This is a genomic window from Marinilactibacillus piezotolerans (assembly GCF_900169305.1).
GTDB classification, from domain to species: domain Bacteria; phylum Bacillota; class Bacilli; order Lactobacillales; family Carnobacteriaceae_A; genus Marinilactibacillus; species Marinilactibacillus piezotolerans_A.
The window spans coordinates 52,154-67,872 of sequence record NZ_FWDP01000004.1; the positions used below are offsets into that span (position 1 = coordinate 52,154).

A 15,719-nucleotide genomic window follows, 5' to 3' on the forward strand; every position below is an offset into this window, starting at 1 on the left:
AGGAAGAAAGCAGTGCCTGAATTACCAGAAGTAGAAAGTGTCAGAACAGGTCTAGAAAAATTGATCAAAGGTAAAAAGATTACGAATGCCAAAGTTTTATGGCCCCGGATCATAGCGGAACCCAACCGTATAGAAGACTTTGAGCAACGGATCGTTGGACAAACCATTCACTCCATTGATAGAAGAGGGAAATTTTTGATCTTTCATTTGAGTAAAGATGTTTTGATTTCTCACCTTAGAATGGAAGGAAAGTATCGTATAGAAAAGAAAGAAGTTCCATTCTCTAAGCATACGCATGTGATTCTTGAACTGGATGAAGAAGCGGAATTAAGATACTTGGATGTCAGGAAGTTCGGACGCATGTCATTGATTGAGCACAGCGAGCTGGAAAATCATCCTTCCTTGAAAAAATTAGGGCCCGAGCCTATTGAAGAAGGGTTGCTTATTGAACCATTTCAACTAAACTTAAAGAAACGGAAAAAATCGATCAAAGCTGTTCTGTTGGACCAGACGATTGTGGCTGGTATTGGGAATATATATGCGGATGAGATTTTATACGAAGCCAGCATCCATCCTGAAAGATATGCTGATTCACTGAAGGTTGAAGAAGTGCAAACCTTGCGGACGGCGATCCTCGATGTTATGAGGAAAGCGGTAGCTGCTGGCGGAACAACAATTCGTACGTATCAGAATGCTTTTGGAGAAACGGGTGCCTATCAAGCACAATTAAACGTATATGGACGAAGTGGCTTAAATTGTCGGCGATGCGGAAATACAATTGAAAAAATCAAAGTCGCTCAAAGAGGCACGCATTTTTGTCCTGTTTGTCAGGATTAAGCAGTTTTGATTAAGGTGCAGGTTTATATTGAGCAGGTCGAAGGTGGGAAAGTATGTCATATGTATTGGGGTTAACCGGCGGAATTGCTACAGGCAAATCAACAGTCAGCTGCCTATTTTCTAAGCACGGATTTAAAATCGTCGATGCCGATCTAGGTGCTCGAGCGATATTGGAACCTGGTACACCTGGGCTGGAAGCTGTCAGAAAGCTGTTCGGAGACCAAGTGTTGTTAGAGACAGGTCAGCTGGACCGAAATAAAGTAGGACAGATGGTCTTCAGCGACCCAGTAAAACGGAAAGCGCTAGATCAATGTTTAGCAGTCTATATTAAGGAATGGATTATCAAAGAGAAAAATAAACATATAAAAAATCACGAATCCTTGATTATTCTAGATATTCCTTTGCTGTATGAGGCAGGGTATGATCAGGAAGTTGATGAAGTAATGGTTGTTTATGTAGATGAGCAGACGCAGATGGACCGCTTAATGAAAAGAAATCAGTTAACAGCAGCAGAGGCTAAAGCTCGAATCTCAGCGCAAATACCGCTATCTGAAAAAGCAAGAAAAGCTGATACAGTGATTCATAATGATGGAACCATTGCCGAAACAGAAGCGCAAGTAACGGACTGGCTTATTCATAAAGGGTATTACAGCGAATAAACCTGTGGTATAATAGGCATTATCAAATTATCGGAAAGATCATAGAAAAGGACTGATAACTGTGCAATGTCCTCGCTGTCAAAATAACGGAAGCAAAGTAGTCGATAGTCGGCCGGCAGATGATGGAAAAGCCATTCGCAGACGCAGAGAATGTGAAAAATGCGGATATCGTTTCACAACATTTGAACGATTGGAACAAGCACCAATATTAGTGGTGAAGAAAAATGGCAACCGAGAAGAGTTCAGCCGAGAAAAGCTGCTGCGTGGATTAAGAAGAGCATGCGAAAAACGTCCTGTCACAGCTGAAGAACAAGAGCGGATTGTCAATCGAGTAGAATACAAGATCCGAGACCATGGAGAAAGCGAAGTGAAATCTACAAAAGTCGGAGAATACGTAATGGAAGAACTGGCCGATTTAGATGATGTAGCTTATATTCGTTTCGCAAGCGTTTATAGACAATTCAAAGATATTGAAGTATTCATGAAAGAAATGCAGGAACTAGATAAGAAACGAAAAGAACATGAGTAAGAAATATATTTAATCAACCTCAAAGAAAGGGGAAAGAAATGAATTACCCATGGCAATATGTTAGTCCAAAAGATCATTACACATTAAAACAGTCAATTCCCCTTTCTGATCAGGATGTTCAGGTATTAACGGCGATTTATCAGCCGCTTATAGGAAATGCAGCTTATGCACTGTATATGCAGCTGAAAGCTGCTATCCATTCAGCAAACAGCTGGACGGAACCAAAACCGCTATCTACATTATTGGCGGTTTTAGATATGGGGATTCCTGAATTGTATCAAGCTCGTATCCGTTTAGAAGGACTCGGGTTGTTGAATGTATATAAAAGCAATAAGGAAACAGATCATTATCTTTTTGAACTGAAGCCGCCATTGTCTGCTGTTCAGTTTTTCAACGATCATATGATGAGATTGATTCTGTTTGAAAAAGTCGGTGAACGACTATTCAATGAAATCAGAAGCCAGTTTGAAATAGATGAACCGAATAAACAAGACTATACAGAAATTACAAAATCGTTTCTGGATGTTTACCATTTTAATATACAGAAACATAATCAACTGAACACGATTCCAATCAAGCCGATCTTGAACGAGAAGCCGGATTTTTCACCCGGCAGTCAACTTAACGAACAAAGTGAATTTGACTGGAAATTTTTTATGGACGGGCTGAATCGTCAGTTTATTGACAAGCGCTCTATTAACCAAGAAGTCAGAGCCGTGATCCTTTCCCTTCATGAGATTTACGGGTTGAACGAATTGGATTTGCAAAAATACGTTTTGCAGGCAACGAATATTGAGACCTCAAAAGTAGATCAGGATAAATTGGCGCAAATTGTACAGCAAGCCTTTCATCGCCAGCAAGCCAATCGAGTTCAGTTGAATGATTATGTAGGCGAAACAATCCAATCTGAACAAACACAATCTTCCAATCGCCGCTACCGGTTGACGCAAGAGGGGTTTAATGATCATGAGATTGAAGTGATCCTTCACGCAGAAGAAGTAAAACCAGGCGAATATCTCAGCTCAATCAAGTCACAAAAAGGCGGGTTTGTCTCAAGCAATGAAATGTGGGTCATCAAAGAGCTGGTCGAACAGTCGTCTTTACCCTCAGCCGTAGTGAATATCTTGATCAACTATATTCTGATCGGGAAAAACGCTCCTGTACTGGAAAAGAACCTGGCTCTTAAAGTGGCCAATGACTGGGCTCAAAATCAAATTGCTTCCCCGGAAGCGGCGCTTAAAAAAGTAAAAACACTATACGCTGAGTCCAGAAACAATACGCAACGGAAAACTCAGAAAAAACATCCATCCAGATATAAGAATCAATCAAATGCAAAAAAAGAAACGCTTCCTGAATGGGCGACCGAAGAAAATAAAGGGGAAGAGATTGACCTGGAAAAACAAGCAGAATTCCGAAAACGACTGGAACGGATTCGAAATCGGAACAAAGGTGGTGAGCAATAATGGAAAGTATTCGCAGCCAACTGGAAAATATGATGGATACGAGTAAAATGAATCAGCGCTTCAGAGAAATTATGAAGAATGAAGTGTTCTCTGATCCTGATGTTCGCCAGTTTATTGCAGAACATAAAAATATTCTGGATAAAGAAGCAATCGAAAAAAGTGCAGCCAAATTATATGAGTTCGTCATTGAAAAAAAGAAGGCGGCTGCCAAAAGCGGTGAATTAATGCCGGGATATGTTCCTAGACTGCTGATCAATAACCGAAGAGTGGACGTTGCTTACGAACCCTCTGCGGATTTATTGAATCGTCAGAAACTGGAAGCAGTGCAAGAGCGGATCCACTCAATGTATATGCCTAAAGATATCAAACAGTTTAGTATGGAACAGTTTGAAAGTACAGCTGGAAGAGTCGATGCAGTCCAGAAGGCTTACGATTTCATTGACCATTTCTTGACAGATCCCAACAAATTTCATAAAGCATTATATCTGCATGGGAAATTTGGAGTAGGAAAAACGTTCTTACTTGGAGCCATCGCTCATGAGCTTTCAGAGCAGGGGCATGCCTCTACGCTCGTACATTTTCCAACATTTGCAGTAGAAATGAAAAACTCTATTGGACAGAATACAACAGAAGAAAAGTTGAATGTCTTTAAAAGAGCGCATATTTTGATGATTGATGATATAGGTGCTGATTCAATGTCCAGTTGGATTCGTGATGATGTCCTAGGCGTTATTCTCCAGTATCGGATGCAGGAACAGCTGCCGACCTTTTTCTCCTCTAACTTTGATATGGCCCATTTGGAAGAAGAACATTTCCGTGTTTCTCAACGTGGAGAAACTGAACCGCTGAAAGCCAAACGTATTATGGAACGGATCAAATTCCTGGCAGAAGAAGTGGAAATGACAGGGGACAACCGTAGAAATGGGTAATAGAAATAACGGTTGAAACTTTACAACAAGCATGATATTCTACTATTATTAATTGAAAGAAAAAACTTTGAGAAAGACATCTTTGATTTCCTATCATTTTCCTAGAGAGGAAGACAGTTGCTGCAAGTCTTCTAAAATGAGTAATCATCGACCCCTTTCGAGTGCTGTTTTGAATGAAGTAGAAACGGCCGTCTCTCTGCGTTAAAGAGCTGAAAGAAGATAGAAACAGGAATCACCTTGTTTTCTATAAATTTGGGTGGAACCACGTAAACCATTGCGTCCCATTGAAAAAGAACTATTCTTTTTCAATGGGACTTTTTATTTGCAGTTATAAAAGATTTAGTCCAAATAACAGAATAAACTCACTATAGGAGGAAATTGAATGTCAGATATATCCGTTAAATTACCAGATGGTTCAGTAAAAACTGTTGAAGCTGGTTCAACACCAAAAGATGTTGCCGGCAGTATTGCCAAGTCACTTCAAAAGAAAGGTCTAGCTGGAAAGTGGAATGGAATTCAGGTTGATTTTAATAAACCTTTATATGAAGATGGAGAACTGGAAATCATTACTCCTGATCATGAGGATGCACTAGGCATTTTGCGCCACTCCACTGCTCATTTGATGGCGCAAGCTGTCAAACGTCTTTATCCTGATGTGAAATTCGGTGTCGGTCCATCAATCGATACAGGTTTTTACTATGACACAGATACTGAAACACCCATCACAGATGAAGATCTTGAAAAAATTGAAAAAGAAATGATGACGATCGTAAAAGAGAATCTTCCAATCGTTCGTAAAGAACTTTCTCGTGAAGAGGCTTTAGAATTATTCAAAGACGATCCTTATAAAGTAGAATTGATTACAGACCTGCCGGATCAAGAAGTCATCTCTGTATATGAACAAGGAGAATTTGTTGATCTATGCCGCGGGATTCATGTTCCTTCAACTGGCCGTATCCAAGTATTCAAACTGTTATCACTAGCAGGTGCTTACTGGAGAGGAAACTCTGACAATAAAATGATGCAGCGTATCTACGGTACAGCATTCTTTGATAAAAAAGCATTAAAAGAGTTTATTAAGATGCGTGAAGAAGCAAAAGAACGTGACCACCGTAAGCTGGGCAAAGAACTAGATCTTTTCATGCTATCTTCAGAAGTTGGTTCAGGATTACCTTTCTGGCTTCCTAAAGGGGCAACGATCCGTCGCGTCATTGAACGCTACATTACAGATAAAGAGATCAGCATGGGGTATCAGCATGTTTATACTCCAATCATGGCAGATGTCGAATTCTATAAAACATCCGGACACTGGGATCACTATCACGAGGACATGTTCCCGCCAATGGACATGGGAGATGGGGAAATGCTGGTACTGCGTCCGATGAACTGTCCGCATCATATGATGGTCTTCAAAAACGACGTTAGAAGTTACCGTGACTTGCCGATTCGTATTGCTGAACTTGGTCAAATGCATCGTTACGAAAAAAGCGGAGCTTTATCTGGATTACAACGAGTTCGTGAGATGACACTGAATGATGCACACGTTTTTGTCCGTCCTGATCAAATCAAAGAAGAATTTCGTCGCGTAGTAGAATTAATGCTGGCGGTCTATGAAGATTTCGATATCCATGAATATCGTTTCCGTTTAAGTTATCGTGATCCCAAAAATACAGAAAAATATTTTGATGACGATGCTATGTGGAACAAAGCTCAATCCATGTTGAAAGATACATTAGATGAAATGGGACTTGAGTACTTTGAAGCTATAGGAGAAGCAGCGTTTTATGGACCAAAACTGGACGTACAAGTTAAAACGGCTTTAGGTATTGAAGAAACACTATCTACCGTACAACTAGACTTCTTGCTTCCTGAGCGATTTGATCTGACATACGTTGGGGAAGATGGAAATGATACTCATAGACCAGTTGTCATCCACCGCGGAGTTGTTTCAACAATGGAACGGTTCGTAGCTTACCTGATTGAACGATACAAAGGTGCATTTCCAACTTGGCTGGCTCCGGTCCAAGGGAAAATCATTCCGGTCAATTTGGATATCCATGCTGATTATGCTAATGAATTGAACAATGAACTGCAGTCTAAAGGATTACGAGTTGAGATTGATAACCGCAATGAAAAAATGGGCTATAAGATTCGCCATGCTCAAACATTGAAGATCCCGTATCAAATCGTAGTTGGAGATAATGAAGTCGAAAATAACAGTGTGAGCGTACGTAAGTATGGTGAAAAAGAAACGGTGACGTATTCTAAAGAAGATTTCATTAAAAAGATTGTCGCAGAATCAATAAAATAATAAAATAAAAAACACTTGTTGACAAAAATATGAATAAGTGGTAAGATATAAAAGTTGAGAAAACAAAGCAGAAGCACCCGCTTCTCGCCTTTAGGATTTTGGTCCTAGGGCAGATATCGAACGTATATAACTCAAGGCAGCCTTATGCAGGTCATTTGGTTGTCTTGAATATCAGATTATGATCTGATAGCGGAGATAAAGACGGGGCTTTTTATAAAGGCTCCGTCTTTTTTTCTGTCTGAGCTTTCTCGCAAATACTTTGGAGGTGAACCACCATAGCAAAAGACATGATTGTCAATGATCGTATTCGTGCTCGAGAAGTACGTCTGATCGGCAAAGACGGTGAACAGATTGGGGTAGTCCAACGCAACGAGGCAATGAGGTTAGCTGAAGATGCCAATTTAGATTTAGTTCTAGTTGCACCAAACGCTAAACCGCCAGTGGCTCGTGTTATGGATTATGGTAAGTATCGCTATGAACTGCAGAAAAAAGAACGTGAAGCAAGAAAGAATCAGAAAATCGTTAACGTCAAAGAGATTCGCTTGAGTCCGACTATTGATGACCACGATTTCAATACGAAATTGCGTAACGCTCGTAAATTCTTGGACAAAGGCGATAAAGTGAAAGTATCTATTCGATTCCGTGGACGCGCAATTACTCACAAAGAAATCGGTCGTGAAGTACTTGAACGTATGGCGGAAGAAACGTCTGACATTTCACAAGTCGAATCGAAAGCTAAAATGGATGGTCGTAGCATGTTCTTAATGCTTGCACCGAAATCTGAGAAATAAGATAAGTGTAGGAGGAAATCAACAATGCCTAAGCAAAAGACACATAAAGGGTTAGCAAAACGTTTCAAAAGAACAGGTACTGGCAAACTAAAACGCAGCCACGCAAAACGCAGCCACATGTTTGCAAACAAAACTCAAAAACAAAAACGTCACTTGCGCAAATCTACTTTAGTTTCACAAAGTGACTACAAACGTATCAGACAACAACTTGCAAAAATGAAATAAGAAATGGTAAGCGCGCTGCGGATCTATTGCAGCGTAACTAAGGAGGAAATCAACAATGGCACGAGTTAAAGGTGGAGTCGTTACTCGCAGACGCCGTAATCGCGTTTTAAAGCTAGCTAAAGGGTATTACGGAGCGAAACATCGCTTGTTTAAAGTTGCAAAACAACAAGTAATGAAATCATATCAATATGCATACAGAGACCGTAAACAAAATAAACGTAACTTCCGTAAATTATGGATTGCACGTATCAACGCTGCAGCACGTATGAACGGTTTAAGCTACTCTAAGTTTATGCACGGACTTAAACTTGCTGAGATCGACATGAACCGTAAAATGTTAGCTGAATTAGCAGTAAGCGATGCAGCTGCATTTACAACTTTGGCTGACCAAGCTAAAGAAGCACTATCTAAATAATAATTCTGTTAAAGACCTTGCTGGTAACAGCAGGGTCTTTATGTAATTACATAATAGTTAGATTCACTGATAACGCTCACCGTTCGTTGAACAGTCGATTTAAAAAGAAAAAAGGTTACGCTATTATGATACAATAAAGATAACAACTTTATCGACAAGGAGAACACATCCATCAGAGATTGTGAAGGATCAAGCATCGATATTTAGAAAGGAATAGTATGAATACATTACATGTTAGGATCATTGATCAAGAAAATGAAAAAGATTTGAGACTTCCAAACGAATCCTTTGAACAATTTGGAGAAATGATCGTCAATAGAATGGATCATCAATGGACGTACACGGAGAAGCTGTGGACACATAATAAAACAGAAAAATTCCCACAAGAAAACTATTCATATGAATCTATTGCAGAACAGGGGTTTGCTGTAGGACTCTATGACAAAGAACAGTGTATCGGCTTAGCAGTATTAGAATATCGCTGGAACCAGTATGTCTATCTCAGCGATCTGAAAATCAATCAAACTTACCGTAAGCAAGGGGCAGCATCTTTCTTGATGGATAAAGTCAAAGAAATCGTAATAGAAAAAAAGCAAAAGGGCATCACTACAGTCGCCCAAACGGACAATTTGGCAGCTAACCGTTTTTATTTGAAGTATGGTTTTGAAATAGGCGGTTTCAATACGCGAGACTATGATTTCACAAAGCTGAACGGCACAGGAGACATATATTATTATCTGGCTCTTTAGATGAAAAATCCTAATATAAATAGGTTTGTATAAATTCATAGTCTGTTGAATAAAAACGTATTACTGTATTACAATATTATAACCTCTTTAAAAAGACCGGATAAAATGTCTATTTCATGTTATAATGAAAGAGGATTAAAAGGTAAGGCATTGATAAGCACAGATAGAATTTCAGGTGGGTGAATTCCTGCCTATTGATTTATTACAGCTTGCATTGCAATACATAGAATTAAAAACTGATTGTATAAATATGTAGAATAATACTTTATGAAGTTGGACCAACCCGCTTTCTGCCTAAAGTGTGCTATGAGGTCGATTGTCAATTATGATGAAGCAGAGAGTCAAACTTCATTATCTAGCATGGCTATCATAGATACATGGAAAAGCTTTAAGAGACGATCAGCCAACAAGAAACTCCCTTATATAGATACGGAAGGTATGAGGCTATGAGAAGATCAAAGAAAAGAATCGCGATAATAGGCAGCGGTATTACGGGGTTAGTCACTGCTTATCGCTTGAAAAAAGCGATAAAGAAATACCATCTGCCTTTTGAACTAATCGTTTTGGAAGGGACGATTCGTCCTGGCGGAAAGATCCATACAATGAAAATTGGTGAAGAGTATGTGGATCTTGGAGCGGAGTCCATTGATATACGATCCGGTTCTGCAATGGAACTGATCAAAGAACTGAATTTAGATAATGAAGTTACTTATAGTCAGTCTGGGAAACAGGATATTTATGCATTCAATAAGTTATATCATTTTGATAATCCTTCTTATAACGGTATTCCAGCTAGGCGTTCGGATATCTGGAAATATGATATCTTATCTTTCCAAGGCAAACTCTCTTATTTAAGAGATACTTATTTTTCTTCAAGCGAAGTTCAGAAAAATACAAGTGTAATGGATTATCTAAAAACGAGAATTGGCTCTGAATTAACTGAGTATGTAGCAGAACCTTATTTTTCTGAAATCTATGTCAATGATATGGAAACAACCAGTATTGAAGTATTGAACAAGCAAATCGTTCAGTTGGAAAAGGAATATGGAAATCTGACGAATGCAATTGAAGCGAATCCTGAATTGCTGGATGGAAATGGCAACCAGATTTCATTTAAAAGTGGACTTGAAACCCTCATTACAGCACTTTTAGACGAAGTCAAAGAGCATGTATTATTCTCTAAAAAGGTTACAGAGATCCAAAAAAGTATTGAAGGCACGTATATATTGGATATTAACAAAAAAGAGCAAGTCAGAGTAGGTGCAATCGTTGTAGCTACCGACCCTGGTTCTTATCGTGAACTATTTAATGATCCTGAATTGATGGACCAGTTTAAAGGGATTAAGTCCAGTTCCGTAGGGTTTGCAATGTTCAGTTTTCCAAAAGGATCGATTGAAAACAAGCCTGAAGGAAATGGGATTTTCTGTTCTCGAAGAAATGACTCTCATATTTCAAGTATCGTTTGGCTGAACAAAAAATGGGAAAGCTTGAAAAATAAAGAAGAAGAAATGATCGGTGTCTATTTTGGTAGAGGGAATGAAGAGATCATGCTCTCTTTAAGCAACAAGCAAATCGAAGAGCTGCTTCTTAAAGATTTAGAAAAAATACTGGGCATTAAAGAAGCACCCATTTACCATATCTTAAAGCGCTGGACGAATTCTTATCTTAACTCTGCTTTCAAGACCGAGGAAGAGACCGTTGAGTTGACCAATGTCCTGAATCAGCAATACCCAGGTGTGTTTTTAGCTGGGAACGGTATTGCCGGATTCGGAATTAACAGTTGTATAGAGCAGGGAAATGAAGTTAGTAAGCTAGTGATTCAGCATTTAAAAAAACAAAATAGTATCAATTAATTGAATAATACTGTGAAAAACAACTAAACTATATGTAATATAGTGGTTTAGTTGTTTTTTTGTTTTCAAGTGGAGTATTCTGGAATAAAATAGAAAGGAAGAAAAAAATGAAAGTAACAGTTTTAGGTTATTATGGCGGGTATCCTACTCGAGACATAGGAACGAGTTCTTATCTAGTTGAGTCGGAAGGGTATCATTTATTATTAGACGCAGGCAGCGGTTCATTGTTAGCGCTGGAGCATCATGTTGATCCATTAGCACTAGATGCAGTACTGCTTTCTCATTATCATCATGATCATATTGCAGATCTTGGTGTTTTGCAGTTTACAAGACAACTGAAAAGAGACGAGCATGGAAACCGTGCACCTATACTTCCGATATACGGACACAGTGATGATGAGCAAGCGTTCGAAAAAACAACAATGGAAGATGTCAGTCAAGGGGTTGATTACACAGAAAGTGACCAGATTACAATAGGGCCATTTGAAGTTTCTCACTTAAAAACCCTTCATCCAGTGACATGTTATGCTTTCAGAATTGTTGAAAGAAATACAGGAAAAGTATTCGTATTTACAGCAGATTCTGGTTTCATTGAAGAACTGATCCCTTTTTCTGAGAATGCCGATCTGCTGATCACAGATACAAATTTATTTAGAGGAATGGAAAATCATCTGGTGCATATGACTTCTAAAGAATGCGGACAGATTGCGCATAAAGCAAATGTTAAAACTTTAGTACTGAGTCATTTGCCGCAACAAGGGAATCTGGACCAGCTCAGAAAAGAGGCAGCTGAAGAAGCGCCAAAGACCAAAACAATTTTAGCAGAAAAAGATTTAGAAATTATCGTCTGAAAAGGAGTCTGAATGATGTATTATGTAAAAAATGAAAGAAATGGAAAAGAAATTCATGACGCAAGAATCAATCTGGCAATCGAATACTATCTACTCAATGAAATCGAATTAGATGAACCGATTCTTTTGTTCTATATCAATGATAATGCGATCATTGTCGGGAAAAATCAGAATACATTTGAAGAAGTGAACACAGATTATGTCAATAAGCACGACGTAACGGTTGTCAGACGTTTTTCAGGCGGCGGAGCAGTATATCATGATTTAGGTGTCCTATGTTTCTGCTTTTTAACAAAAGACGACGGAGATTCATTCCGAGATTTCAAAAAATTCACAGCACCTGTGATAGATGCCCTGCATAAAATGGGTGTAGAAGGTGCGGAGCTCAGAGGAAGAAATGATCTTGTTATTGATGATAAGAAATTTTCTGGAAATGCAATGTATTCTAAAAACGGCAGATTAACGGCTCATGGGACATTGATGTTTGACTCTGAAATTGAAGCTGTTGTCGGTGCTTTGAAACCAAAGAAACACAAACTAGAATCTAAGGGAATCAAATCGATCAGAAGTCGAGTTACAAATATCAAGCCTTACTTGAATGATGACTATCAATATATGAATGCTAAGAACTTCAAAGAGAAGTTACTGCTGAATATATTTGATGTCGACAATGTTGCTGAAGTAAAAGAATATAAATTAACTGAAGAAGACTGGAATAAGATCGATAAGTTTGCTGAGAAATACACAGCGAACTGGGATTGGAATTATGGGAAATCACCAAAATTCGACTTAGAGCGCAGCGAACGTCTTTCCATCGGAACTGTCGAAGTTAAATTAAATGTTGATAGAGGGACAATCAAAGATATTAAAATTTATGGGGACTTTTTCGGTCTAGGAGAAATCTCAGATGTAGAAGAAAAGTTCATCGGTAAAACCTATGAAGAAAAATCAATTAGAGAAACTTTTACAGAGATTGATCTTAATAAATACTTTGGTAAAGTTGACATAGAAGAATTAGTTCAATTATTTTATTAAAAGTGTAGAAGAAAACCATTGCTGATTGACCAGCAGTGGTTTTTCTTTCATTATAATGCATATCATTACTTTGCAGTAAAGGCATTCTTACTGAATTCATAAGTGATATTTTTTAGTAACTGTGACAAAGAAAATATCTAAATTATAATGATTACAAATAATTGATTTAAGTAATTTAGATTTAAGAAAAGGCTTTACATATTATCATTAAGCATTTTATATTATTATTTACATTTAAGTTACACAAAAGAAATATATATTTTGACAAAAAAATGACAAAAAGGGGTTTACAAGTGTTCACAATTCATTTATAGTTATCAATGTAGTCAACAAACAAACCAATGATTAAAATATACAGAACAACTGAAGGGAGAAATACATAATGGTCACATTATTTACATCACCGAGTTGCGCATCATGCAGAAAAGCAAAGGCATGGTTAGAAGAATACGGAATCCCTTATGAAGAAAGAAATATAGCTTCCACACCTATCAGCATCCATGAAATCAAATCAATTATGCGTATGACAGAGGAAGGAACAGAGGAAATCATTTCCACTCGTTCTAAAGCTTATCAGCAATTAAATGTGGATATTGATGATTTATCAATGAGAGAATTGTATGAACTGATTCAAGAAACACCAAGTTTATTACGCAGACCGATTGTTCTGGACGATAAACGTATGCAGATCGGATACAATGAAGATGAAATTCGTCAATTTATACCAAGAGAAGTCAGAGCATTAGAACTTCAGAAAGCTCAAAGACTAGTGGCACTTTCCAACAGTTGATCAGAAGTGATCGATGATTCGCAATAAAGAACATTGAATTGGCAAGATTCGACTTTGTTGACAGCATAGTCGAATCTTTTTATATTCTCTGTTTCAGTCACTTGTATTCACCGGCGTCATTTTGTATAATATCAAGAGCGTAGGCTCTAAATATTTAGAGGCTTTAGCTTTATTTTTATACAAAAACCTCTACAATGGAGTTATAGAAATTTTAATAGAATCCCTGTCCTACGAAAGGCAATACAGTAACATGAAGTTTAATGCCTACCAATCAGTGAAGGAATGAGGTGCTGGAAATATGGAGATCGAACACATTAATGAAGACACGATCCGTGTCAAAATAGAAAATACGGACCTCGAAGAAAGAGGCATTACTTTTCTTGATTTATTAGGGAACCAGAAACAGATTGAAAGCTTTTTTTATAGCATTTTAGAAGAAGTTGATATTGATGAAGAATTTCAGGAGTCTGATGCTGTTACTTTCCAAGTCATGCCCAATAACAATGGATTAGAATTATTCATTAGCAAAGGTGCTCAGTTTAGAGATGAATTGAACAGTAATATTGAAGAATCTTCTATGGTGGACCCTGTTAAAATGTTAAACGAGAAACTTTCTCAAAATACAAAAGAAGACGGAGTAGAAGAGTATATGAATGCACAAGACACGAAAACAAAAGAAGTCGTATTCGTGTTTCAGAATTTCGAACAAGTGATCATGATGGCTCAAGAATATTATCTTGAAAGCGGACTGTCTAACCTGTACAAATTCAAGGACCAATATTATCTTCACTTAGTATTCTTTGTAGAAGAGATGACGTTCAAAACAGTTGATGAAGAAGTAGCTCAAGCCTTAGAGTTTGGCGAAAAAAGTACTATCTCTGGAGAAGTTCTAGACGAATATGCTGAAAAAATTATGGAAACAAGCGCTTTGGAATTAATCAGACATTATTTTAAGTAAAATAGGGACCGCAGAAGATTCTTCTGCGGTTTTTTTGATGACTTTTTACTGAAAAAGACAATAGTCTAGAAACAGGTAAAAAGGGTGACGGATATGTTAATGGCAATGACAGAAAAAAATCAATCTATTATGGCAAGTGATCTACAAGCAGATAGAACAGAACAATTATGGTGTCCCGGTTGTAAAAACAGGGTGTTTTTGAAAAATGGAAAGAACAAAGTTCCTCATTTTGCTCATTATGCAAAAGAAGCCTGTGATACTTTTTCTGAAGGAGAAACGTTAGAACATCTAAATGGGAAAACACAACTGTATACTCATTTTAAAAATTTAGGATACCCAGCAGAACTAGAAGCTTATTTAAAGGAATTGAAACAACGCCCAGATATCCTTATGGTGGTTGGAGAAAAGAAAATTGCAGTAGAATACCAGTGCAGTCCGTTGCCGATTGAACGAATGATTGAAAGAACAGTGCAGTATAATCGATTCGGATACACAGTCTGCTGGATACTTGGTGAAAAACTATTCAGAAAAGGCATGCCGCTTACAACTTTGCAGAAATCGTTCATTCAGTATTCTCCAGATTATGCTTTTTATCTGTTGCAGTACTCATCTACTAAACAGAAATTGATTTTACTTAGTCATCTTTCAAAAAAATATTCCCAAAATTGGCAGTACAATAGTAAACGTATTAAAATTCAGACTCTGATACAATTGCTTGGGCAATCCGATAACACGTTATCTGCGGTGAAAAGCAAAGTTTCTAAAGAGAATGTGCTGGAAAGGCATAAAAAACTGCTGCGAGCAGCTCGTTCCTCAGATCAATCCATAAGGTCTTTTTGTGAACGCTTATATATCAACAATGAAACCATTATGAGTATGCCGATCGAACTATATTGGGCAGTGGATCATGAATGGCTCATTGAAACGCCTGCCTTTGAATGGAAATATCTGCTCTTGTTGTGGGTCGAGTCGTATCCGCCAAGAACGATTATTACCTATAAAAAGCTGCAGCATAAATTATGTCAGTGGGTTGAAGCAGCAGAGGTGAAGCTGATAAGAAATGTACAGCTTTCGCCATGGTTTGTTGTGCAAGTTGCAGAACACTATTTAGATCAATTAAGTGAAAGCGGCGTGTTGAAGAAAATTAAGAAAGGCAAGTGGAGACTTTCTCAGTTTGCTGAGCGATACGACAATGAAGAAAGAAAATTCCAGAAACTCTGTGCTGACTATAATAATAGATCCTGAATAAACAATAATAATCATTTGCATATTCTAATGATTTTCAAATTATGTTATGATTATCTTATAGTTAAATATTAGGAGG

Annotated in this window: 16 protein-coding genes and 2 other annotated features; all 16 genes read left to right on the forward strand. The window is 37.8% G+C overall.

Features of this window, described 5'->3' with window-relative positions; genetic code table 11:
* The first annotated feature begins 12 nt into the window (after nt 1-12).
* The 16 genes from mutM (at nt 13) to B6F02_RS04315 (ending at nt 15,640) form a co-directional block, all read left to right on the forward strand.
* The gene (mutM, locus tag B6F02_RS04235) at nt 13-837 is read left to right on the forward strand and encodes a DNA-formamidopyrimidine glycosylase (protein WP_080146129.1); all 825 of its coding nucleotides are present in this window, start codon (nt 13-15) and stop codon (nt 835-837) included.
* Between the two features lie 53 nt (nt 838-890).
* The gene (gene coaE / locus B6F02_RS04240) at nt 891-1,496 is read left to right on the forward strand and encodes a dephospho-CoA kinase (protein ID WP_080146130.1); all 606 of its coding nucleotides are present in this window, start codon (nt 891-893) and stop codon (nt 1,494-1,496) included.
* 61 nt (nt 1,497-1,557) lie between these two features.
* Nucleotides 1,558-2,025, forward strand: coding sequence for a transcriptional regulator NrdR (gene nrdR / locus B6F02_RS04245; protein WP_080146131.1), 468 nt, complete (start codon nt 1,558-1,560; stop codon nt 2,023-2,025).
* Nucleotides 2,026-2,063: 38 nt separating this feature from the next.
* Nucleotides 2,064-3,488, forward strand: coding sequence for a replication initiation and membrane attachment family protein (locus B6F02_RS04250; protein ID WP_080146132.1), 1,425 nt, complete (start codon nt 2,064-2,066; stop codon nt 3,486-3,488).
* Nucleotides 3,488-4,417, forward strand: coding sequence for a primosomal protein DnaI (dnaI, locus tag B6F02_RS04255; RefSeq protein ID WP_080146133.1), 930 nt, complete (start codon nt 3,488-3,490; stop codon nt 4,415-4,417). The genes B6F02_RS04250 and dnaI overlap by 1 nt, the downstream gene beginning before the upstream one ends.
* 58 nt (nt 4,418-4,475) lie before the next feature.
* Nucleotides 4,476-4,704 (forward strand) — a binding site (T-box leader).
* A 95-nt stretch (nt 4,705-4,799) separates the two neighbouring features.
* The gene (gene thrS, locus B6F02_RS04260; RefSeq protein ID WP_080146134.1) at nt 4,800-6,728 is read left to right on the forward strand and encodes a threonine--tRNA ligase; all 1,929 of its coding nucleotides are present in this window, start codon (nt 4,800-4,802) and stop codon (nt 6,726-6,728) included.
* A gap of 59 nt (nt 6,729-6,787) precedes the next feature.
* Nucleotides 6,788-6,968, forward strand: a sequence feature (ribosomal protein L20 leader region).
* Nucleotides 6,969-7,015: 47 nt separating this feature from the next.
* Nucleotides 7,016-7,519, forward strand: a complete 504-nt coding sequence (gene infC / locus B6F02_RS04265) for a translation initiation factor IF-3 (RefSeq protein ID WP_080146135.1) — start codon at nt 7,016-7,018, stop codon at nt 7,517-7,519.
* Nucleotides 7,520-7,543: 24 nt separating this feature from the next.
* The gene (rpmI, locus tag B6F02_RS04270; protein ID WP_080146136.1) at nt 7,544-7,744 is read left to right on the forward strand and encodes a 50S ribosomal protein L35; all 201 of its coding nucleotides are present in this window, start codon (nt 7,544-7,546) and stop codon (nt 7,742-7,744) included.
* Between the two features lie 55 nt (nt 7,745-7,799).
* Complete coding sequence (gene rplT / locus B6F02_RS04275) at nt 7,800-8,159, forward strand: 50S ribosomal protein L20 (protein WP_080146137.1); 360 nt, start codon at nt 7,800-7,802, stop codon at nt 8,157-8,159.
* 218 nt (nt 8,160-8,377) lie between these two features.
* The gene (locus B6F02_RS04280; protein ID WP_080146138.1) at nt 8,378-8,908 is read left to right on the forward strand and encodes a GNAT family N-acetyltransferase; all 531 of its coding nucleotides are present in this window, start codon (nt 8,378-8,380) and stop codon (nt 8,906-8,908) included.
* Between the two features lie 446 nt (nt 8,909-9,354).
* Nucleotides 9,355-10,761, forward strand: a complete 1,407-nt coding sequence (gene hemG / locus B6F02_RS04290; protein ID WP_080146140.1) for a protoporphyrinogen oxidase — start codon at nt 9,355-9,357, stop codon at nt 10,759-10,761.
* Between the two features lie 107 nt (nt 10,762-10,868).
* On the forward strand, nt 10,869-11,612 hold the full coding sequence (locus B6F02_RS04295; RefSeq protein WP_080146141.1) for an MBL fold metallo-hydrolase: 744 nt from the start codon (nt 10,869-10,871) through the stop codon (nt 11,610-11,612).
* A gap of 15 nt (nt 11,613-11,627) precedes the next feature.
* On the forward strand, nt 11,628-12,647 hold the full coding sequence (locus tag B6F02_RS04300; RefSeq protein ID WP_080146142.1) for a lipoate--protein ligase: 1,020 nt from the start codon (nt 11,628-11,630) through the stop codon (nt 12,645-12,647).
* 382 nt (nt 12,648-13,029) lie between these two features.
* A complete protein-coding gene (gene spxA / locus B6F02_RS04305; protein ID WP_143745214.1) occupies nt 13,030-13,437 on the forward strand; it encodes a transcriptional regulator SpxA in 408 nt (135 codons plus the stop codon).
* 298 nt (nt 13,438-13,735) lie between these two features.
* Nucleotides 13,736-14,395: an adaptor protein MecA gene (locus tag B6F02_RS04310; RefSeq protein WP_080146144.1), complete on the forward strand. Its 660-nt coding sequence runs from the start codon at nt 13,736-13,738 to the stop codon at nt 14,393-14,395.
* 99 nt (nt 14,396-14,494) lie between these two features.
* Complete coding sequence (locus tag B6F02_RS04315; RefSeq protein WP_179128521.1) at nt 14,495-15,640, forward strand: competence protein CoiA; 1,146 nt, start codon at nt 14,495-14,497, stop codon at nt 15,638-15,640.
* Nucleotides 15,641-15,719: the final 79 nt, after the last annotated feature.